18 protein-coding genes, 1 tRNA gene and 1 pseudogene are annotated in these 18,493 nt (G+C 65.8%); 15 read left to right on the top strand and 5 right to left on the bottom strand.

The features are described from left to right. Positions 1-54 precede the first annotated feature (54 nt). Both AC3DEZ_RS17740 and AC3DEZ_RS17745 read left to right on the top strand, forming a co-directional pair. Positions 55-3,279, top strand: a pseudogene (locus AC3DEZ_RS17740) (methylmalonyl-CoA mutase family protein); the annotation flags it as partial. A gap of 126 nt (positions 3,280-3,405) precedes the next feature. After that, positions 3,406-3,714, top strand: a complete 309-nt coding sequence (locus tag AC3DEZ_RS17745) for a hypothetical protein (protein WP_488389417.1) — start codon at positions 3,406-3,408, stop codon at positions 3,712-3,714. Positions 3,715-3,793: 79 nt separating this feature from the next. Here AC3DEZ_RS17745 and AC3DEZ_RS17750 read toward each other — a convergent pair whose 3' ends face one another. From AC3DEZ_RS17750 to AC3DEZ_RS17760, 3 genes are read right to left on the bottom strand one after another with little or no spacing between them, the layout of a single operon-like run. Continuing rightward, the gene (locus AC3DEZ_RS17750; protein ID WP_488389418.1) at positions 3,794-4,126 is read right to left on the bottom strand and encodes a DUF6122 family protein; all 333 of its coding nucleotides are present in this window, start codon (positions 4,124-4,126) and stop codon (positions 3,794-3,796) included. 11 nt (positions 4,127-4,137) lie between these two features. Continuing rightward, positions 4,138-4,608 (bottom strand): YaiI/YqxD family protein, encoded by a 471-nt coding sequence (locus AC3DEZ_RS17755; RefSeq protein WP_488389419.1) that lies wholly within the window; start codon positions 4,606-4,608, stop codon positions 4,138-4,140. Continuing rightward, entirely contained in the window at positions 4,605-4,748 is a 144-nt protein-coding gene (locus AC3DEZ_RS17760) for a hypothetical protein (protein WP_488389420.1), read from the bottom strand. Before AC3DEZ_RS17760 ends, AC3DEZ_RS17755 begins: the two co-directional genes overlap by 4 nt. 192 nt (positions 4,749-4,940) lie before the next feature. Here AC3DEZ_RS17760 and AC3DEZ_RS17765 point away from each other — a divergent pair, with 192 nt between their 5' ends. After that, positions 4,941-5,855 (top strand): VOC family protein, encoded by a 915-nt coding sequence (locus tag AC3DEZ_RS17765; protein ID WP_488389421.1) that lies wholly within the window; start codon positions 4,941-4,943, stop codon positions 5,853-5,855. Between the two features lie 57 nt (positions 5,856-5,912). On the opposite strand, the gene AC3DEZ_RS17770 is transcribed toward AC3DEZ_RS17765, so the two are convergent. Further along, positions 5,913-6,515, bottom strand: coding sequence for a DUF1579 domain-containing protein (locus tag AC3DEZ_RS17770; protein WP_488389422.1), 603 nt, complete (start codon positions 6,513-6,515; stop codon positions 5,913-5,915). 215 nt (positions 6,516-6,730) lie between these two features. Here AC3DEZ_RS17770 and AC3DEZ_RS17775 point away from each other — a divergent pair, with 215 nt between their 5' ends. From AC3DEZ_RS17775 to AC3DEZ_RS17785, 3 genes are all read left to right on the top strand, one after another. Then, entirely contained in the window at positions 6,731-7,657 is a 927-nt protein-coding gene (locus AC3DEZ_RS17775; protein ID WP_488389423.1) for a M14 family metallopeptidase, read from the top strand. Positions 7,658-7,750: 93 nt separating this feature from the next. Further along, positions 7,751-8,017 carry a DksA/TraR family C4-type zinc finger protein gene (locus tag AC3DEZ_RS17780; RefSeq protein ID WP_447102499.1) on the top strand — a complete coding sequence of 89 codons (267 nt, stop codon included), beginning with the start codon at positions 7,751-7,753 and terminating at the stop codon, positions 8,015-8,017. 20 nt (positions 8,018-8,037) lie between these two features. Then, on the top strand, positions 8,038-8,613 hold the full coding sequence (locus AC3DEZ_RS17785) for a 2'-5' RNA ligase family protein (protein WP_488389424.1): 576 nt from the start codon (positions 8,038-8,040) through the stop codon (positions 8,611-8,613). A gap of 12 nt (positions 8,614-8,625) precedes the next feature. Here AC3DEZ_RS17785 and AC3DEZ_RS17790 read toward each other — a convergent pair whose 3' ends face one another. Then, positions 8,626-9,738, bottom strand: a complete 1,113-nt coding sequence (locus AC3DEZ_RS17790) for a tetratricopeptide repeat protein (RefSeq protein ID WP_488389425.1) — start codon at positions 9,736-9,738, stop codon at positions 8,626-8,628. Between the two features lie 168 nt (positions 9,739-9,906). Between AC3DEZ_RS17790 and AC3DEZ_RS17795 the strand changes: the two genes are divergently transcribed. From AC3DEZ_RS17795 to AC3DEZ_RS17835, 9 genes are all read left to right on the top strand, one after another. Continuing rightward, on the top strand, positions 9,907-10,365 hold the full coding sequence (locus AC3DEZ_RS17795; RefSeq protein WP_488389426.1) for a GNAT family N-acetyltransferase: 459 nt from the start codon (positions 9,907-9,909) through the stop codon (positions 10,363-10,365). Further along, positions 10,362-10,808: a thioredoxin TrxC gene (gene trxC / locus AC3DEZ_RS17800; protein WP_488389427.1), complete on the top strand. Its 447-nt coding sequence runs from the start codon at positions 10,362-10,364 to the stop codon at positions 10,806-10,808. Before AC3DEZ_RS17795 ends, trxC begins: the two co-directional genes overlap by 4 nt. Before the next feature lie 129 nt (positions 10,809-10,937). After that, positions 10,938-12,671, top strand: a complete 1,734-nt coding sequence (locus AC3DEZ_RS17805; RefSeq protein WP_488389428.1) for a M1 family metallopeptidase — start codon at positions 10,938-10,940, stop codon at positions 12,669-12,671. Positions 12,672-12,780: 109 nt separating this feature from the next. After that, entirely contained in the window at positions 12,781-13,590 is an 810-nt protein-coding gene (locus AC3DEZ_RS17810; protein WP_447102493.1) for an SAM-dependent methyltransferase, read from the top strand. A 30-nt stretch (positions 13,591-13,620) separates the two neighbouring features. Further along, on the top strand, positions 13,621-13,908 hold the full coding sequence (locus tag AC3DEZ_RS17815; protein WP_488389429.1) for a hypothetical protein: 288 nt from the start codon (positions 13,621-13,623) through the stop codon (positions 13,906-13,908). Between the two features lie 25 nt (positions 13,909-13,933). Continuing rightward, positions 13,934-15,790, top strand: a complete 1,857-nt coding sequence (locus tag AC3DEZ_RS17820) for a sensor domain-containing diguanylate cyclase (RefSeq protein ID WP_488389430.1) — start codon at positions 13,934-13,936, stop codon at positions 15,788-15,790. A gap of 170 nt (positions 15,791-15,960) precedes the next feature. Beyond that, on the top strand, positions 15,961-17,787 hold the full coding sequence (locus AC3DEZ_RS17825) for a GGDEF domain-containing protein (protein WP_488389431.1): 1,827 nt from the start codon (positions 15,961-15,963) through the stop codon (positions 17,785-17,787). Between the two features lie 111 nt (positions 17,788-17,898). Then, positions 17,899-18,243 carry a RidA family protein gene (locus tag AC3DEZ_RS17830; RefSeq protein ID WP_447102489.1) on the top strand — a complete coding sequence of 115 codons (345 nt, stop codon included), beginning with the start codon at positions 17,899-17,901 and terminating at the stop codon, positions 18,241-18,243. Positions 18,244-18,340: 97 nt separating this feature from the next. Further along, a tRNA-Val gene (locus AC3DEZ_RS17835) sits at positions 18,341-18,415 on the top strand. Positions 18,416-18,493: the final 78 nt, after the last annotated feature.

Raw genomic sequence — 18,493 nt, forward strand, 5'->3', positions numbered from 1 at the left:
GGCAGTTAGGGGGGGGTGGTGTTTTTGATGGTGGTTGGGGGCGCGCGCCCCGAGGGCGCGCGGGAGTCGGGAATCGGGAATCGGGATTCGCAGAAAGCGCAAGCCGACGGCGCCGAGAACGAGGCCGCGATCGGCCAGATGCTCAGCGCCATCGAAGATGGAGAATTCCCGGAGGCCGAGCTGGACAAGCTGCGCAAGCAGTGGGCAGTGGGCCGCTCTTCCGATTCCCCATTCTCCAATCCCCAATCCCTCCGGCGCGCGGCGCCGGTCATCGGCATCACCGGCACCGGCGGCGCAGGCAAGTCGTCGGTGACCGACGAGCTGATGAACCGCTTCCTGTCCAGCTTCCCGCAGATGCGGATGGCGGTGATTTCGGTCGATCCGACCCGTCGCCGCACCGGTGGCGCGCTGCTGGGCGATCGCATCCGCATGAATTCGCTGCGCAGCGAACGCATCTACATGCGTTCGATGGCGACCCGCCGCCAGAACGTGGCGACCAACGCGGTGCTGAAGGACTGTATCGCCTACCTGAAGTCGCTGGGCTTCGATCTGATCATCGTCGAGACCGCCGGTATCGGCCAGAGCGATTCGGAAATCGTCGACCTGGTCGATTTCCCGATGTACGTGATGACCAGTGACTACGGCGCGGCCAGCCAGCTGGAGAAGATCGACATGCTCGACTTCGCCGAACTGGTGGTGCTGAACAAGTACGACAAGCGCGGCGCCGAAGACGCATTGCGTGATGTGCGCAAGCAGTGGAAGCGCAACCGGGTGGCGTTCCAGACGCCGGACGCGGAGGTGCCGGTATATCCGACCATCGCCAGCCAGTTCAATGATCCCGGCATCAGCTGGATGTTCGCCAACCTGTGCCGGTTGCTGCGCGAGAAGCTGCACCTGTCGGCGGAGAAGTGGACGCCGGACATCGACACGGCATTGAAGGAACCACGCGCGACCGTGCTGATCCCCGGCGCACGCGTGCGCTACCTGGCCGAGATCGCCGAGCAGGGCCGTGGCATCAACCGCCGCATCGAGAGCGAAGCCGAAACCGCCAGCCGCGCGCAGTCGTACTGGCAGTCGCTGCGTGATCTGGAAGATTCGAAGCTCCCCAAGGCGCTGGATCTCTACGACGCCGCTGATCTCCTTCCCCCGCTCGCGGGGGAAGGTGCCCGAAGGGCGGATGGGGGCAAGAGCGGTGACACCGGCCCCCACCCCAACCCCAACCCTCGCCCGCAGGCGGGGGAGGGGGCAGATCGCGTCGATCGCTCTCTATTGACCCTGCGCCAGCGCTACCAGGACGCGGTGCAGTCGCTGTCCAGCGAGGCGCTGAAGCTGCTGCGCGAATGGCCGGCGCGCCTGAAGGCGTCGACCGACGAGGTCAACGAGTACGAGGTGCGCGGCAAGACCATCCGCATCGAGAACTACCGCGAGTCGCTCAGTCACCAGAAGATTCCCAAGATCGCCGCACCCCAGTACCGCGGCTGGGGCGAACTGCTGACCTTCCTGCAGAAAGAGAACCTTCCCGGCAGCTATCCCTACACCGGCGGCGTGTATCCGTACCGCCGCACCGGAGAGGACCCGATCCGCATGTTCGCCGGCGAAGGCACGCCGGAGCGGACCAACCGCCGTTTCCACTACCTGAGCCTGGGCCAGCCGGCCGCGCGCCTGTCCACCGCCTTCGACAGTGTCACGCTGTATGGCGAGGATCCGGCGCCGCGCCCGGACATCTACGGCAAGATCGGCAATTCCGGCGTCAACATTCCCACGCTGGACGACATGAAGAAGCTGTATTCCGGCTTCGATCTGTGCGCGCCGACCACCTCGGTGTCGATGACCATCAATGGTCCGGCACCGATCATCCTGGCGATGTTCATGAACACCGCCGTCGACCAGCAGGTGGAGAAGTACCTGAAGGCCGACACCGGCCGCTGGGCCGAAGCGCAGAAGACGCTGGACGGGCTGTTCGCCGGCCGCGGGCGCCCGCGTTATTCCGGCGATCTCCCGGCCGGCAACGACGGACTCGGCCTGGGCCTGCTGGGCGTGACCGGTGATCAACTGGTGGATGCGGAAACCTACGCGCGGATCAAGGCCGAGACCCTGAAGACCGTGCGCGGCACCGTGCAGGCCGACATCCTCAAGGAGGATCAGGCGCAGAACACCTGCATCTTCAGCACCGAGTTCGCCCTGCGCATGATGGGCGACATCCAGCAGTACTTCGTCGACAACGGCGTGCGCAATTTCTACTCGGTGTCGATTTCCGGCTACCACATCGCCGAGGCGGGCGCGAACCCGATCTCGCAGCTGGCCTTCACCCTGTCCAATGGTTTCACCATCGTCGAGTACTACCTGGCGCGTGGGATGAAAATCGACGATTTCGCGCCCAACCTGTCGTTCTTCTTCAGCAACGGCATGGATCCGGAGTACACGGTGATTGGCCGGGTGGCGCGCCGGATCTGGGCGCGCGCGATGCGCGAGCGCTATGGCGCCAACGAGCGCAGCCAGATGATGAAGTACCACATCCAGACTTCGGGCCGTTCGCTGCACGCCCAGGAAATCCAGTTCAACGACATCCGCACCACGCTGCAGGCGCTGTATGCGTTGTTCGACAACTGCAATAGCCTGCACACCAACGCCTATGACGAGGCGATCACCACGCCGACCGAGGAGAGCGTGCGTCGCGCGGTGGCGATCCAGATGATCATCAACAAGGAACTGGGGCTCAATTTCAACGAAAACCCCTGGCAGGGCAGCTTCGCGGTCGAGTACCTGACCGACACCGTCGAAGAGGCCGTCTACAAGGAGTTCGAGGCGATCAGCGAGCGCGGCGGCGTGCTCGGCGCGATGGATACCATGTACCAGCGCGGCAAGATACAGGAAGAGTCGCTGTACTACGAACACAAGAAGCACGACGGCAGCCTGCCGCTGGTGGGCGTGAACACCTTCCTGCCCAAGGAGCACGGCGGTGAGATCGCGACCGAGATCGAACTGATCCGTTCCACCGAGGAAGAGAAGGGCCAGCAGATCGCCAACGTGCGGGCCTGGCAGGTCTCCCGCAACGGGCTGGCACCGGAGGGCGAAACCGACCACGCGCATTCCACCGCGCTGGAGGAGCATGCCGACGCCGGGACGCATGACGGCCATGGCCTGGCCTACCTGCAGAAGACGGCGCGGGATCGGCGCAATGTGTTCGTCGCGCTGGTCGAGGCGGTCAAGACCCACAGCCTGGGCCAGATCAGCCATGCCCTGTACGACGTGGGCGGGGAGTACCGCCGCAACATGTGACATGAACGGGAGGCCGCGGGCGATGCCGGAGGAATGAAATCCGGTGACGCCCGGCGGGCGTGTTTGCCGGTAGAGGAAATGCAGGCCAGTGATGGTCTGCATCACCCCTATCGAGGAGACATCCCTATGCGCAAGTTCATCGTCAGCTCCACCTCACTGGCCGGCCTGCTGCTGGCCGGCGCCGCCCTGGCCGGCGGCCCCGTCAATCCGCCGCCCGCGTCATGTGCCGTGGACGAAGTCTACAAATGCCAGAACATCGGTGGCCAGACCTATTGCAAGTGCGCCAAGCGCGATCTGTCCGCCACGCCCCCGCGCGGTGACGATCTCCGCCGGCTGAAGGGCAAGCCGCAACATCTGGTCAACCATGGCGCCGGTGCGACCGGGCAGACGCCGACGGCACCGCAGCCGGAACCGCGCAAGTCCGATCAGCGCTGATGGCGAATGGGAGAGGGCGCCTGGCGCCCTCGTTCCCGCGGAGCCCGGTTGAAGGATCCACCTTTGAACCCGGGAATGCCTACATCAAGACGCAATCCAGTCCGTCCAGCGCGATGTGGATGAGCAGGCCGATGCCGAACCATCGCGTTCCTCGCGGAACCGCGAGGGCGGCGTAGACCGCGATCGCGGGCCATGTGTGCAATGGGTGGAAGCCCAGGCTGCAGCGGCCCGGCGCATATACCGGATCGGCGAGCAGGTGATCGAGATCGATCACCCAGCCGGCCAGCATCCACAGGGCGGCGCGTTTCCACTGTTTTGGCCAGAACAGGCGAGCGGTGAGGACCGGCACCACCACATGCAACAGCAGGTGGATCGCCGGACGGAGTTCCAGTTCGGACAGGGGCGGCGCCATCCGTACCGGCGTCAGCCGCGTCCCGCCAGCCAGCGGTCCAACTGGTTGGCGAACGCCTGCCGATCGCGGGCATTGAAGGCGGCCGGTCCCCCCGTCTGCACGCCGGCGCCGCGCAGTTCATCCATGAAATTGCGCATCGACAACCGCTCGGCGATGTTGTCCGGCGTATAGCGATCCCCTCTCGGATTGATCGCCTCGGCGCCGTTGGCGAGGACGCGAGCCGCCAGCGGGATGTCCTGGGTGACCACCAGATCGCCGGCACGGGCCCGTTCGGCGATGGCGTCGTCCGCCACGTCGAAGCCGCCCTGCACCTGCAGGGCGCGGATATGGCGGGAGGAGGGCGTGCGCAGCCATTGGTTGGCGACCAGGGTCACCTGCACCTGCGCACGCTCGGCGGCACGGAACAGGATTTCCTTGATCGGCCCCGGACAGGCATCGGCATCCACCCAGATCCGGGCGGATGCAGGGTCGGCATCGTTCATTCCGATGCATTGCCGGAGGCGGGCGCCTCCGGTTTCGCCGCCTCTCGTTCGAGGCGCTTCTTCGCGTCCTTTTCGTCCTTTTTCTTCTTCTTGGCCAGTTCGCGCTGGCGTTTTTCGTAGGAGTAGTTCGGTGTGGCCATGGGAGGGGATCCTGTGAAGGGGATATTGGGCCGCGGCAAGGCGGCGTCCCGCACACGATAGCCGGCTTTTCGGCCGCTGGCGCACGGATGAGCCCGGAAACAGCGGTTTGACGCGGCCTATGGAAGAGTGTCGATTTCCGGCGACCTGGTTCGTCGCTTGGGTACAACGCCCGTTCCCGCAGGAGCCATCGCATGTCCCTCGTGAAACCCATCACCCCCCATCTCTGGTTCGATACCCAGGCCCGGGAGGCCGCGGAGTTCTACTGCTCGCTCTTCCCCGATTCGCGGGTCGACTCCATCGTCCGGTTGCGCGACACGCCCTCCGGCGATTGCGACCTGGTGTCGTTCACATTGGCCGGGCAGCCGTTCATGGCGATCAGCGCCGGGCCCGTGTTCACCTTCAACCCCTCGATTTCCTTCCTCGTCCATTTCGATCCCGCCCGCGACGCGCAGGCGCGCGAACAGCTGGACGTGGCCTGGGCGAAGCTGATCGACGGCGGGCAGGCGCTGATGCCGCTGGATGCGTATCCCTTCAGCGAGCACTACGGTTGGGTGCAGGACCGCTATGGCCTGTCCTGGCAGCTGATGCTCAGTCCGCCAGGCGCACCGCCGCGTCCGCGCATCGTGCCGGTATTGATGTTCACCGGCGAGGTGTACGGCAAGGCCGAAGAGGCGGCGACGTTCTATCGCTCGGTGTTCGAGGACTCGGAAGCAGGGCAACGGGTCCGTTACACCGAAGACACCGCCAACGACCGCGCCGGCACGGTCATGTTCTCGGACTTCCGTCTGGGCGATACCTGGATGGCCGCCATGGACAGCGGTTATTCGCATGGTTTCGCGTTCAACGAGGCCATCTCCTTCCTCGTGACCTGCCGCGACCAGGCCGAGATAGACCGCTACTGGGCACCGCTGTCGTCGGTGCCCGAGTCCGAGCAGTGCGGCTGGTGCAAGGATCGCTTCGGCTTGTCCTGGCAGATTTCGCCGCAGGTGCTGGACGAGCTGATGACCTCGGGCGACGAGGCATTGGTGGCGCGGGTGACCCAGTCCTTCCTGGACATGCGCAAGCTCGACGTCGCGAAGATCGAAGCGGCGGCGCGGGAGAAATAGCCTGCCGCAAACAAACGGGGCGGTTTTACACCGCCCCGTGTCCGTTGCGCAGCACGCCTAGGGCCGCTTCTTGTAGGTAATCTCCATCATCTTGGCTTCCTTGCCATCCGGACCGGGCGCATACATCTCGAGCACCTCGGTGTTCTTGTCCGACCAGCGACTGACCATGCGCGAGGTCACCGGCTTCTTGCTGACCGGATCATGGTAGGTGCCGGTGTAGGTGCAGGTCTGGCTGGCGTCGCAGGTGCCCTCGCTGACCATCAGGCCGGTGCTCATGCTGTCGTTCCAGGTGGCCCAGTACTTGCCGGTGACATTGTCGAAGCCGTGCAGGCCTTGCCCGTTGAACGGCTGGCCCATCATCTGCGAACTCACCTCTTCGACCTGCACGCGGCCGCCGAGGATCATCTTGCGGGTGGCGGTGCCGGTATCGGTGCTGGGCGGAGCGTCGGGGCTGTGCCAGCTTTTCACGGTCAGGTCGTAGGTGCCGTCCAGCGCGGCCAGCCTCCGGTGTTCGGCGCCGGGCGTGCCGGCTTTCTGGAAGGCATCCATCATCGCCTGCATTTCCGGCGTCATGGGGGGCGCCTTGTTGTCCTGCGCCACGGTCGGAGCCGCGGGCAGCAGACAGGCGAAGGCGAGGGAAAGAACGGAACTGCACTTCATGGCAGGACCTCCGGGAACATGGTCAGGTGGCGGTGGGCATGGGGGTGCGCCGTATTTGCACCAGCCCGCGCTCAATCCGCGTGAAGGCGGACGACCGTTCGTCCGGGAGTTGAAAAAAACGCATGGGATCCCGCGCGCGGCGGGCTGCCTGGCCGCGCGCCCGCGGTGCCCTGTTAAAGTGCTGCTCCTTTTCCATTTTCGCCCGCCGCATGCGCATGAATACGACCGACCGCTTCTATCCCATCGGCACGCCCGGCCAGCCCTGGACCGCCGCCGAGAAAGCCGCATGGCGCGCCCGCCAGACCGTCCAGCGCGGTTATGTCGCGGACGTGGTGACGGTGATCGATCGTCTGCGCGAGCGCTTCGATGTCCAACGGTACGGCGAACTGGACTACGGGGCCGATGGTCGCTACCCGCTGTTCGCCGTGCGCAGCCGCGACTGGAGCCCGGCGCTGCCGACCATGCTGGTGACCGGCGGCGTGCACGGCTACGAGACCAGCGGCGTGCATGGCGCGCTGCAATTCCTCGAACAGCGCGCGGCGGACTATGCCGGCCGGGCCAACCTGCTGATCGCGCCGTGCGTGAGCCCCTGGGGCTACGAGCGCATCCATCGCTGGAATGCCGATGCGCTGGATCCGAACCGTTCGTTCCGGGCCGACAGCCCCGCCCAGGAATCGGCCGCGCTGATCCGACTGGTCGCGCCGATCCGGGATGTCGCGCGGATGCATATCGATCTGCACGAAACCACCGACACCGACGAAAGCGAGTTCAGGCCCGCATTGGCGGCGCGCGACGGCAAGCCGTTCGAGCCGGGCGAGATTCCCGATGGTTTCTACCTGGTCGACGACAGCGAGAATCCGCAGCCCGACTTCCAGCGGGCGGTGATCGCGGCGGTGGAGAAGGTCACCCACATCGCGCCGGCCGATGCCAGCGGCGAGATCATCGGTTCACCGGTGGTCGCGCCGGGCGTCATCGAGTACGCGTTCAAGCCGCTGGGCCTGTGCGCGGGGGTGACCAACGCCCGCTACACCACCACCACCGAGGTCTATCCGGACAGTCCGAAGGCGACCCCCGCGCAATGCAACGATGCCCAGGTGGCGGCGATCTGCGCGGCCATCGACTACGCGCTGGCGCATGCTTGAAGCCTCCGGCGGGAGTCCCCATTTCGTTCCGTGAAAGGCATTCCGGGGCGGCGGGTGTAACCTCCGCCCGGTGACACGCGAGAGGGCAGGACCATGGCAACCGGTTGGGCCGGCGACGGCGCCGTACAGGATCAGATCGACGCGACCGTGAAGGACGCGATTGCGCGGGCGCGCCGCAATCTGCCGACCGGTCCCAGCCTCAGCCATTGCGAAGAATGCGACGCGCCGATTCCGCCGGCCCGCCAGAAGGCGGTGCCCGGCGTGCGCCTGTGTGTGGCCTGCCAGGAGGCGGCGGACCAGGCGCAGGACCAGGGACAGATGTACAACCGGCGCGGGAGCAAGGACAGCCAGCTGCGCTAGGTCCTAGCTTAATATGTGGCATGTCCACGCAGAACGATCTCTTTGAAGGCAGCAGTGCGCCCCTGCATCGTCTGTTCTTCGCGCTCCTGCCTTCGGCACCCGAGCGCGCGCGGATCGCGGGCGTGGCGGCCGGACTGCGCGCCAGCCATCCGCACACGCGCTGGGTGAGTCCGGAGCGCTACCACCTGACCCTTCACTATCTGGGCGAAAGCAGTGGACCCCGCCCTGACTGGATAAGCCGGGCGCGCGAAGCCGCGGATGGATTCGTTGGCGAGACCTTCCATCTGCAACTGGATCATCTGCAGCCGTTGGGCAATCCGCGGCGACCGGCGCTCACGCTGGCGGCTTCGTCTTCATCGGCGGAATTGATCCGTTTCTGGCGCGGCCTGCAGGAACGCCTGATCCGGGCAGGCTTCAAGGATCATGTCGGCAGGAGTTTCATCCCGCACCTCACCCTTGGTTACAGCGATCCACAGCCCGCCACGCCGACGGTGGCGTCGATTGGCCTGGAGCCCGACGGATTCGTGCTGATCCAGAGCATCGAGGGCCAGGCGGATTACACTTTCCTCGGCGAATGGCGCCTCGGCACAGGCTGAGGATCCGGCACTTCAGCGCGGTTGCGGCCCGAAGATGCTCGGCTCGCGCGGCCGCCGCAGGCGCTCCAGCTTGGCCTGGTACTGGGCGCGCGTCGCCCCTTCGCTCAGTTCCTGGGCGTGGGCCAGGGCGCGGCCCGCGCGCCGCGCCTTGCCCAGATGCAGGTACGCCCGCGCCAGTCCCAGATAGAACCGGTGTTCGCTGCCGAAGAGGCGGATGGCGCGCTGGTAGTAATTGACCGCACCCTCGTAGTCGCCCGAGCGCTCGTGTTCGAGCGCGAGCAGGAACTGATCGAACGGGTCGTGCGCGCGAACCTGTTCCAGCCGCCGCTGCAGCGGTTTGGCTTCGGCTGTGCGGCCATTGCGGTTGTAGAACGTCACCAGGTTGAACAGCGCGGACGAGTAGTTCTTGTTCAATGTCAGGGCATGCAGGTAGGCGCGTTCCGCACCCGCCGCGTCACCCCGCCGGAGCGCGGCCACGCCGGTGTTGTTCCAGAACGCGGGGTATCCGGGGCTGAGCGCGCGGGCGCGCGCGAGATACGCCTGCGCGCTGGCGGCGTCGCCATCGCCCAGCAGGTCCACCGCGCGGTTGTTGTAGAACATCGCGAACAGATGCGTGTCGGGAATCGCCTCGGGCTGCTGCCGCGCGATGACCTGATCCCACGCCACGTCCACGCTGAAACGCTGACGACCGATGCGGATGCCGGCGTTGACATGGTTGTTGCGATAGACGGTGTTGCCTTCCTGGTACCAGGTCAGCACGTCCTCGATTTCCTGCGCATAGGCCTGCAGTCCATCCGCGCGCGCCAGCGCCACCACCATCAGGGTGAAGCTCAGGCAGTTCGCGCGTCCGGTCTGATAGGTCTGGGCGACGGTGTAGTTGGCGCCGTCCTGGTACTGCAATCCCAAACCGCCCTCCCTGGAGAACAGGAAGGCGACCAGATGGTTGAGCCGCGTGGTGGGGTCGGCATCATCCGCGTGCGCCATCCATTGCCGGAACCGATCCTGCAGTTCCGACGGCACGGTGATGATTTCCTCGACCGTGGGGATATCGGCCGGCAGCGCCGCATCCGGCAGCGGCGGCTGCGGCGAAAACGCCAGGGCGGCGGCAAGCAACCACGTGGCCATACGCGTACCTCCACGTCTTCGGCCAAACTCCGGTCGCCGCCAGTCTATTCCTTTCCGGACGGGGTGGAGTGAAGGCAAAAGGGCGGAAACGAAGACGGAAGTACGGATTACAGATCGGCACCCGGCACCCGGCATCCGGCCCGGCATCCGGCGTGGCAAGCTGTCGGGATGAAAATCGAGACCGCCACCGCCGCCGATCTTCCGCATCTGCTCGAGGTGTGGGAGTCGGCCGTCCGCGCGACCCATCACTTCCTGGAAGAAGCCGACATCCAGTTGTTCCGGCCCCTGGTCCGTGACGGGTACCTCCCGTCCGCCGAGCGCCTGGCCGTGGTCCGGACATCGGACGGCCGCCCGCGCGGATTCGTCGGCGCGGAAGCAGGCAAGGTGGAGATGTTGTTCGTCGATCCCGCGCATCACGGATCGGGCACCGGCAAGGCGCTGCTGCGGCACGCCATCGAGCAATGGGGAGCGGACCGGGTGGACGTGAATGAACAGAACCCGGGCGCGGTGGGTTTCTACCTGCACATGGGCTTCGAGGTGGCTTCGCGCTCCGAACTGGACGGGCTGGGCAAGCCGTTTCCGCTGCTGCACCTGCGCCTGCCGGCCGGCGGGCAGGCGGCGGCATGAACGCGGCGAGCTGGCTGCTGGCCTGTCCCGGGTGCGGGGCGATGAACCGCTTGCCGCCCGAGCGGCTCGGCGAGTCACCCCGCTGCGGACGTTGTCATCAGGCCGTGTTCCAGGGGCGGCCCTTGGCGCTGACGACCGGTGACTTCGACCGGCATGCCCTGCGCAGCGATCTGCCCTTGCTGGTGGACTTCTGGGCATCGTGGTGCGGTCCCTGCCTGGCGATGGCGCCACAGTTCGAAGCCGCGGCGGCGGTGCTCGAACCGCGGCTGCGATTGGCCAAGGTGGACACGGAGGCGGAAACCGCGCTGGCGGCCCGCTACGGCATCCGCAGCATTCCCACGCTCGTGCTGATCCGCAGCGGTCGCGAACTGGACCGTCATTCCGGCGCGCTCTCACGCGACCAGATCGTGGCCTGGGCGGGCCGGGCGCTGGCCGGCGCCTGATCTGGCGCCGGTGCCGGGAGCGCGGATCCGGCGGCATGACTTCAGTCGGATACCGGCCGGGCCGCCCGCCATGCCAACATCGGCGGTTGCCGCGGTTCCCGCCTCGCACCGACCGGAGTCCAGATGCCGATGAAATCCTCCTGCCTGACGCTTGCCCTGTCCCTGAGCCTGTCCGCCGGGGCGCTGGCGGAACAGCCCGATATCACCGATCTGACCCGTGATTCCGGCGTGCCGCGCGCGCCTGAGCAGGAAGCGGTGGTGTTCGAGCACGCCGATCTGAGCTTCAAGGTCCTGCCGGCGGAAAAGGCCATCCAGGGCGATGCCCGCCTGACCTTCCGGGCCAGGACGCCGATCCGGCGGGTCGTCGTGGATCTCGACCGCAACCTGGCCATCAGCCGGGTCGAAGCCGACGGCGCCGTCCTGCCGAACAGCGCCTGGCGCAATCCGGAAGGACGCATGAGCATCGATCTGCCCGCGACGGTGGCGGCGGATCAGCAGGTGAAAGTCCGCATCGTCTACGGCGGCAAACCCCACGTGGCCAAGCGCGCTCCCTGGGACGGCGGCTTCGTCTGGGCGACGGCGCCGACCGGCGAACCGTGGATCGCGTCGGCGGTGCAGGGCGAGGGCTGCGATCTGTTCTGGCCCTGCATCGATCATCCACAGGGCGAGCCGCTGGCGGTGGACCAGCACATCACCGTGCCGGCCCCGCTGGTGGCGGCCGGCAACGGCATCGCCATGGGCATGCAGGAAAAGGACGGCTGGCGCACCTACCACTGGCGCGCGCGGGATCCGGACACCTACGCCATCGCCCTCAATGTCGGCCCCTACGAGGAGATGAAGGGCGAGTACCGCAGCCGCTTCGGCAACACCATCCCGTTGCACTTCTGGTACCTGAAGGGACGCGAGGCGAAGGCGCGTGGCCTGTTCGACGAATTCCCGCGGGTGCTGGATTTCTTCGAGCGCAACATCGGCCCTTATCCGTTCGGCGACGAGAAGATGGGCGTGGTCGAGACCCCGCACCTGGGCATGGAACACCAGACCATCAACGCCTACGGCAACGACTACAAGAAGGACAAGTACGGCTACGACTGGCTGTTGCAGCACGAATTCGCCCACGAGTGGTTCGGCAACCAGCTGACCAACGTGGACTGGGACGACATGTGGCTTCACGAGGGCTTCGGCAGCTACATGCAGCCGCTGTACCTGCAGTACCTGCGTGGCGAGATGGAGTACCACGCGGCGCTGCTGGACCAGCGAGCCGGACTGGTCAACAAGTATCCGATCGTGTCCGGCAGGAGCCAGACCGAGAAGACCGTCTACGACCGCGAGAACGGCCCCGGCCTGGACATCTACTACAAGGGTTCGCTGATGCTGCACATGCTGCGCGGACTGATTGGCGACGAGGCCTTCTTCGCCAGCATCCGCCAGGCCGTGTACGGCACCGACAAGCCGCGGCCGGGCAATTTCAAGCCACGCTACGTGTCCACCCGCGATTACATCGACATCGTCCGCAAGGTCACCGGCCGTGATTACGGCTGGTTCTTCGACGTCTACCTGTATCGGGCCGCGTTGCCGGAACTGGTGGCCGAGCGCGATGCCGGCGGCCTGGTCCTGCGCTGGAAGACGCCGGACGACCTGCCGTTCCCGGTACCGGTGCAGGTCCGGATCGGCGGCGTCGACGGCCAGGTCAAGACCGTGCCGATGGACAACGGTCGAGGCCGCCTGGAACTGCCGGCGGGCGAGACCTGGACTCTGGATCCGGAATCCAGACTGCTGCGCGCCTTGCCGCATATCGTCGAGTTCCAGCAGGATGCCGAAGCCCGTCGCAAGGCGGCTGCGGAGGCGGCCAAGGCCAAACCCTGAGCCGGAGCGGGGCGGGGGACTGATGTTTCCCCGCCCGCTGTCATCGGGTTTTTTTGCAATGCGGCGGCCGGACCGTTAGATTTCGCATTTTGGGGCCTTCGGCGACGCGATGGACGTGCGGGGAAGCTTGGTCTGCGTGGGGACGGGGATGTTGCTGGGGGCCCACATCGGCCCGCGTGCGCGTGCCCATATCGAACAGGCCGACGTGGTGTTCGTGGCGGTGTCCGATCCGCTGGTCGAACTGTGGATCCAGGGAATGAACGCAGACGTCCGCAGCCTGCAGCCGCTGTACGGGGAAGGCAAGTCGCGACGTGACACCTACAACGAAATGGTTGAGATGATGGTCACGGAAGTGAGGGCGGGTCGCCGGGTTTGCGGCGCCTTCTACGGCCATCCGGGTGTATTCGCCCTGGCGCCGCATCTGGCGGTCGAACGGGTGCGCGAAGCGGGATTCGAGGCGCACATGGAGCCCGGCATCTCCGCCGAGGACTGTCTCTACGCCGACCTTGGCATCGATCCCGGCACCTTCGGCTGCCAGCACTACGAGGCAAGCCAGTTCATGCTGTACCAGCGCCGGATCGATCCTTCCGCCTATCTCATCCTGTGGCAGGTGGGCCTGGCTGGCGATCGCAGCCTGCGCCGTTTCAGGACTTCTTCCGCCGAGCGGCAGCTTCTGGTCGACCTGTTGGCGGAGGATTATCCGTTGGATCACGGTGTCATCGCCTACGAAGCAGCGACCTTGCCCCTGGGGGCGCCGCGGCAGGAGCGGTTCCCTTTGTCCGACCTCGCCAGCAGGGAGTTGGAGCAACAGACCACGCTGGTAATACCTCCGGCGCGCCGGATGCGGATCAACGCTAGCATGCGCGAGCGCATGGCCGCGCTGCAGCCGGAAACCGGAATTCCCGCCGGTTTCCCTTGAAACAACCACTACAGACAACGAGGAAGCAACATGTCGAACACCATCCGGTTTCTTGAAGCGTTGGGCCAGGATCCCGCGCTGTCACGACTTTCGCCGGACCAACTGCGCGCGGCGATCGAATCGCTGGAGCTGGAACCCGCCCAGAAGAGCGCGCTGCTCGCCGGGGACTTCGCCGGCCTGAGCCAGCTGATGGGTGGGCGGGACAAGATGGCCAAGCTGGTGTGGGAGCCGGGTCCGGAATTGCCCGCGGACGGCGAGGAGCCGGACGGCGTGCAGGAAGATCCTTCCGAACCCGAGGACGCGCCGAGCGACCGCTGACGACGCCGGGCGAGGCCTGTTGAGCATGCTCCCGCGCGTTTTCCAGCGGCTGGCGCTCGCGGCGGTCCTTCTGGGGCCGCCGTTGGCGCACGCCGCGCAGGAGCATCCGCGCGAGCAGGCGCAGGTCCAGTCATTGCTGGAGAAGGCCGAGCAGATCAAGAGCTCCGAGCCGAAGGTGTTCCAGAACCTGCTGGTCGAACTGGAGCGCTCCCGGCAATTCGCGAGCATTCACCAGCGCGAACAGATCGAATACCTCGCGATCTACGATCTGACCTTCCAGGGTCAGTATGAGAAGGCCGCCGAGCGTGCCCGCGCGCTCATCGGAGCATCCGCGGATCCGGACATCAAGTTCCGCGCCGGCGTGCTGATCGCCAATACCTACACACTGGGGCGCCAGTTCACCGAATCGTTGCGGCAGCTGGAAACCACGCTGACGCTGGTGGAAGAGGTCAAGTCCAAGGACCTTCGCCACCAGGGACTGGGCGTGGCGGCATTCACCTACGGGCAGGTGGGCCAGCACCAACTGGCGTTGCGGTACGCCGAACGCATCCTCGAGGACCTGCCGCAGCCGCGCACGGAATGCTTCGCGAACCAGGTGAAGTTCGAGGCGCTCAACAATCTGGCCACGCTGCCCCGCCAGGACGATTCGATCCTGCAGGCCATCGAGCAATGCAAGACCCAACACGAGATCGCCGCGGTCAATACCATCCGCGTGACACTGGCCAAGAAATGGGCCGGCGAGGGCAAGCGTGACGCCGCCGTCGCACTGCTGCGGAACAATCTGCGCGAAGTCGAGGGCACCCGGTTCGCCTACCTGATCGCGCAGGTCAAGGCGCTTATCGCGGAGCTGTTGCTCGACAAGGGAGAACTGGGCGCGGCCGAGAGCTTTGCCTCGGAAACGATCGCGCAGGGAAACATGGACGGCAACCTGCCGTCGCTGGCCAGCGCCTATCGCACCATGTACCGCATCGCGGAGGCGCGCAACGATGCCGATCAGGCTCTGGTCTATTTCCGCCGCTACGCGGAAGTCGACAAGGCCTACCTCAACGAAGTGAAGGCGCGTGAACTGGCCTACCAGATCGTGCGCCAGGAAACGCTGGAGAAGTCGCAGCAGATCCAGCGCCTCGACAGCCAGAACCAGGTGCTCAAGCTGCAGCGGGAGGTCGAGCGGCAGGCCGCGCAGAACACCCACCTGGTCATCATCCTGCTGGTCCTGCTGCTCGCGACCATCGCGTACTGGGCCTACAAGACCAAGCGCGTCCAGGTTTCGCTCAAGCAGCTGGCCGAGACCGACGCGCTGACCGGCATCTGCAACCGCCACCATTTCACCCAGCTCGCGGAACGCAACCTGTCCCAGTGCGCCCGCAACGGCGAGGAAGCGGCGCTCATCATGTTCGACCTGGATCATTTCAAGTCGATCAACGACAGGTTCGGGCACCTCGACGGGGACTGGACCCTCAAGCAGGTGGCGAAGGTGTGCCAATCGCTGTGCAGGCGCATCGACGTGCTGGGCCGGTTGGGAGGAGAAGAGTTCGCGATGCTGATGTATGGCTGCGACCTGCGCTCGGCCATCCGCCTGGCGGAGGATTGCCGCGTACGCATCACCGCGATCGACACGACGGAAACCGGCCATCGTTTCCAGGTCGCCGCAAGCTTCGGAATCACCTCCACCGCGCTTTCCGGGTACACCCTGGAACGCCTGCTGTCCGATGCGGATCGGATGCTCTACCAATCCAAGGAGCATGGGCGCAACCAGGTGTCCGCATTCCCGGCGGATGACCCGGAAGCCGTGCCCGGCCCGCTTGAGCCGGTGCCCTGGCCGGAGGCCATCCGGGACCTGTCAAGCGTTCAGCCCAAACGTTCGCTGGGCCACGTGGGCTGAAGCGGGGCGGACTGCTGCCCGGGAGGCGATGCGCTAAGATCCTCCCGGGACGGTCCCATGCACGGGGCCGATTGGTTCCATGAGCGGGGAAATCCACGTCCAATGGGGTTCGGTCCATATGCATTTCTGCTGAGCGCGCGGCTCATGGCTCCGGACATGAAGGGCTCCTGATGGCGCGTGCGCCGCTCCGACGTCGGCTCGTCCTGTGGCTGGTGCTGGCATTGCCCCTGCAGGCATTCGCGGTAACACCGTCGCCGGGAAGCGTGACGGAGTTGCTGGCCCAGGCCGAATCCATCCGCAGCGCGGAGCCCGCGCGCTTCAGCGCCCTCATCGATGCGGTCCAGCGGCGCCAACGGGAACTCCAACCCCTCCAGCGCGAGCAACTGGCCTATCTGGAGGCCTATCGACTGGCCTTTTCGGGCAAGTACGACGCGGTGATTCCACGCCTGAAGAAGCTCGCCGAATCGTCGACGGATGAACACATCCGGTTCCGCGCGAGCGCGCTGCTGGTGAACATCTATACCAAGAGCCGCCGGTTTACCGAGAGCCTGCGCCAGCTCGGGCACATCCTGCCTCGGCTGGACCAGGTGGACGAGCCGCAGTTGCGTATCCACGCGTTGGTGGAAGCCGCCTATCTCCATAACGAGATAGGCCAGTATCGTCTCGGATTGCAGTACGCGGAACGCATCCTGGCCAACAAGCCGGATGCGCGTGCGCGCTGCTTCGCCGAGTATCTCAAGTACGAGGCCATGTTCTACCTGGCCGCGTTGCCGGCCGGGGGAGCGCCCCTGCGGGAGGTGATCGAACACTGCGAGGCGCGCAGCGAGGGCCTGATTGCCAACCACATGCGGGTCATCCTCGCCCGGTTGCTGGCAGCCGAGTACAAGCGGGGTGAAGCGATCGAACTGCTGCGGACGCATCTGGCGGAAGTGGAGTCGTACCGCTATCCGTACCTGGCCATGCTCGTCAAGGCCACGCTGGCCGAACTGCTGCTGGAGCGCGGCGACCTCAAGGCCGCGGAGACCTACGCGTCCGAAGCCATCACGCTCAGCAGCTCGATGGGGACCAGTACCCAATCGCTGGTCAGCGCGTACCGCACCATGTTCCGGGTTGCCGAGCGCAGGCGTGACAACGAGACCGCGCTGGTCTATTACCGTCGGTACGCGGAAGCGGACAAGGCCTATCTCAACGAGGTCAAGGCGCGGGAGCTGGCGTACCAGATCGTCCGTCAGGAAACGCTGGAGAAATCGGAACAGATCCAGCGTCTCGGCAGCCAGAACCAACTGCTGCAACTGCAGCGCAAGCTCGAAATGAAGGCGAGCCAGAATACGCGGCTGGTGGTGATCCTCCTGGTCATGCTGCTGGCCAGCATCGGTTACTGGGCCTACCGGACCAAGCGCACCCAGATGATGTTCAAGCGCCTGGCCCAGACCGACGCGCTGACCGGGATCAGCAACCGCAGCCACTTCACCACCCAATCCGAACGCCTGCTTGCGCAATGCGCCAGGAACAGCACGGAAGTGGCGCTGATCATGCTCGACCTGGATCACTTCAAGAGCATCAACGATCGCTATGGCCATGCCAGCGGCGACCACATTCTTGGACTGGTCGCAGGGCTCTGCCGTGAACTGACGCCGTCGAGCGGAGTGGTCGGGCGACTGGGCGGGGAAGAGTTCGCGCTCATCCTGCCGGGCCTGGATCTGGCTGCCGCCACGGCGACCGCGGAGGATTGCCGTCGGCGCATCGCGGCCATCGATACATCGCCGACTGGACATCGTTTCCAGGTCTCGGCCAGCTTCGGGGTCACCACCAGCGCACTGGCGGGCTATCAGCTGACGCGGCTTTTCTCGCTGGCCGATCGCATGCTCTACCGCTCCAAGCACGAAGGGCGCAATCGCGTCAGCGTCTATGAAGGTGGCTACTCGCTGCCCGAGCGCCGCGAGGGGCATCCGTCGCCTGTGGTGGCTGCTCCGGACATCCGGCCGCAGGAAGCCTGAAAGACGGCGGCGGAAGCCACGCGGAGGCGGTTTTCCTTTGGCCGGCCCCGGAGTGCTGCGCTAAGCTTTCGCCACGGCATGAGCGATGCCGGTAATTCGAGGAGCTTCACCATGATCCAGCGTTTCGATGTCGGCCCCCGCATGTCGGAAATGGCCATCCACAATGGCGTGGTCTACCTGGCCGGCCAGATCGCCGACGATGCCGGCCAGGACATCCGTGGCCAGACCCGGCAGGTACTCGCCGCCGTCGATGCGCTGCTCGCGCAGGCGGGCACCGACAAGAGCAAGCTGCTGCGGGTCGAAATCTTCCTCAAGGACATCCTGGATTTCGACGGCATGAACCAGGTCTGGGACGAGTGGGTGGTGCCGGGGCACACGCCGCCGCGCGCCACGGTCGAGGCTCGCCTGGCCAATGCCGAGTGGCGCATCGAAGTACTGGTGACTGCCGCGGTCTGAGGCCCGGAGACGCCTGCGTGGCGGGCGTTTCCGAGGACGCCGGCGAAAAAATTTGACCAATCCGGCGGGCCCGATTAACATACGCGCCCCGAGATTCGGGCGGTTAGCTCAGCGGTAGAGCACTGCTTTCACACGGCAGGGGTCACAAGTTCGAACCTTGTACCGCCCACCAGTTGCACACAAAGGCCCGGCGCAAGCCGGGCCTTTGTTTTGTCCACGCCCCGCGGGTCGCCCGAAGCCGGCGCCAATC

The organism is Pseudoxanthomonas sp. 134C1 (assembly GCF_057773065.1).

What these genes read in the sequence shown, in the direction of transcription:
- AC3DEZ_RS17745 (WP_488389417.1), top strand. Translation starts at nt 3,406, where the DNA reads ATGCGCAAGTTCATCGTCAGCTCCACCTCACTGGCCGGCCTGCTGCTG.
- AC3DEZ_RS17750 (WP_488389418.1), bottom strand. Translation starts at nt 4,126, where the DNA reads ATGGCGCCGCCCCTGTCCGAACTGGAACTCCGTCCGGCGATCCACCTG.
- AC3DEZ_RS17755 (WP_488389419.1), bottom strand. Translation starts at nt 4,608, where the DNA reads ATGAACGATGCCGACCCTGCATCCGCCCGGATCTGGGTGGATGCCGAT.
- AC3DEZ_RS17760 (WP_488389420.1), bottom strand. Translation starts at nt 4,748, where the DNA reads ATGGCCACACCGAACTACTCCTACGAAAAACGCCAGCGCGAACTGGCC.
- AC3DEZ_RS17765 (WP_488389421.1), top strand. Translation starts at nt 4,941, where the DNA reads ATGTCCCTCGTGAAACCCATCACCCCCCATCTCTGGTTCGATACCCAG.
- AC3DEZ_RS17770 (WP_488389422.1), bottom strand. Translation starts at nt 6,515, where the DNA reads ATGAAGTGCAGTTCCGTTCTTTCCCTCGCCTTCGCCTGTCTGCTGCCC.
- AC3DEZ_RS17775 (WP_488389423.1), top strand. Translation starts at nt 6,731, where the DNA reads ATGAATACGACCGACCGCTTCTATCCCATCGGCACGCCCGGCCAGCCC.
- AC3DEZ_RS17780 (WP_447102499.1), top strand. Translation starts at nt 7,751, where the DNA reads ATGGCAACCGGTTGGGCCGGCGACGGCGCCGTACAGGATCAGATCGAC.
- AC3DEZ_RS17785 (WP_488389424.1), top strand. Translation starts at nt 8,038, where the DNA reads ATGTCCACGCAGAACGATCTCTTTGAAGGCAGCAGTGCGCCCCTGCAT.
- AC3DEZ_RS17790 (WP_488389425.1), bottom strand. Translation starts at nt 9,738, where the DNA reads ATGGCCACGTGGTTGCTTGCCGCCGCCCTGGCGTTTTCGCCGCAGCCG.
- AC3DEZ_RS17795 (WP_488389426.1), top strand. Translation starts at nt 9,907, where the DNA reads ATGAAAATCGAGACCGCCACCGCCGCCGATCTTCCGCATCTGCTCGAG.
- trxC (WP_488389427.1), top strand. Translation starts at nt 10,362, where the DNA reads ATGAACGCGGCGAGCTGGCTGCTGGCCTGTCCCGGGTGCGGGGCGATG.
- AC3DEZ_RS17805 (WP_488389428.1), top strand. Translation starts at nt 10,938, where the DNA reads ATGAAATCCTCCTGCCTGACGCTTGCCCTGTCCCTGAGCCTGTCCGCC.
- AC3DEZ_RS17810 (WP_447102493.1), top strand. Translation starts at nt 12,781, where the DNA reads ATGGACGTGCGGGGAAGCTTGGTCTGCGTGGGGACGGGGATGTTGCTG.
- AC3DEZ_RS17815 (WP_488389429.1), top strand. Translation starts at nt 13,621, where the DNA reads ATGTCGAACACCATCCGGTTTCTTGAAGCGTTGGGCCAGGATCCCGCG.
- AC3DEZ_RS17820 (WP_488389430.1), top strand. Translation starts at nt 13,934, where the DNA reads ATGCTCCCGCGCGTTTTCCAGCGGCTGGCGCTCGCGGCGGTCCTTCTG.
- AC3DEZ_RS17825 (WP_488389431.1), top strand. Translation starts at nt 15,961, where the DNA reads ATGGCGCGTGCGCCGCTCCGACGTCGGCTCGTCCTGTGGCTGGTGCTG.
- AC3DEZ_RS17830 (WP_447102489.1), top strand. Translation starts at nt 17,899, where the DNA reads ATGATCCAGCGTTTCGATGTCGGCCCCCGCATGTCGGAAATGGCCATC.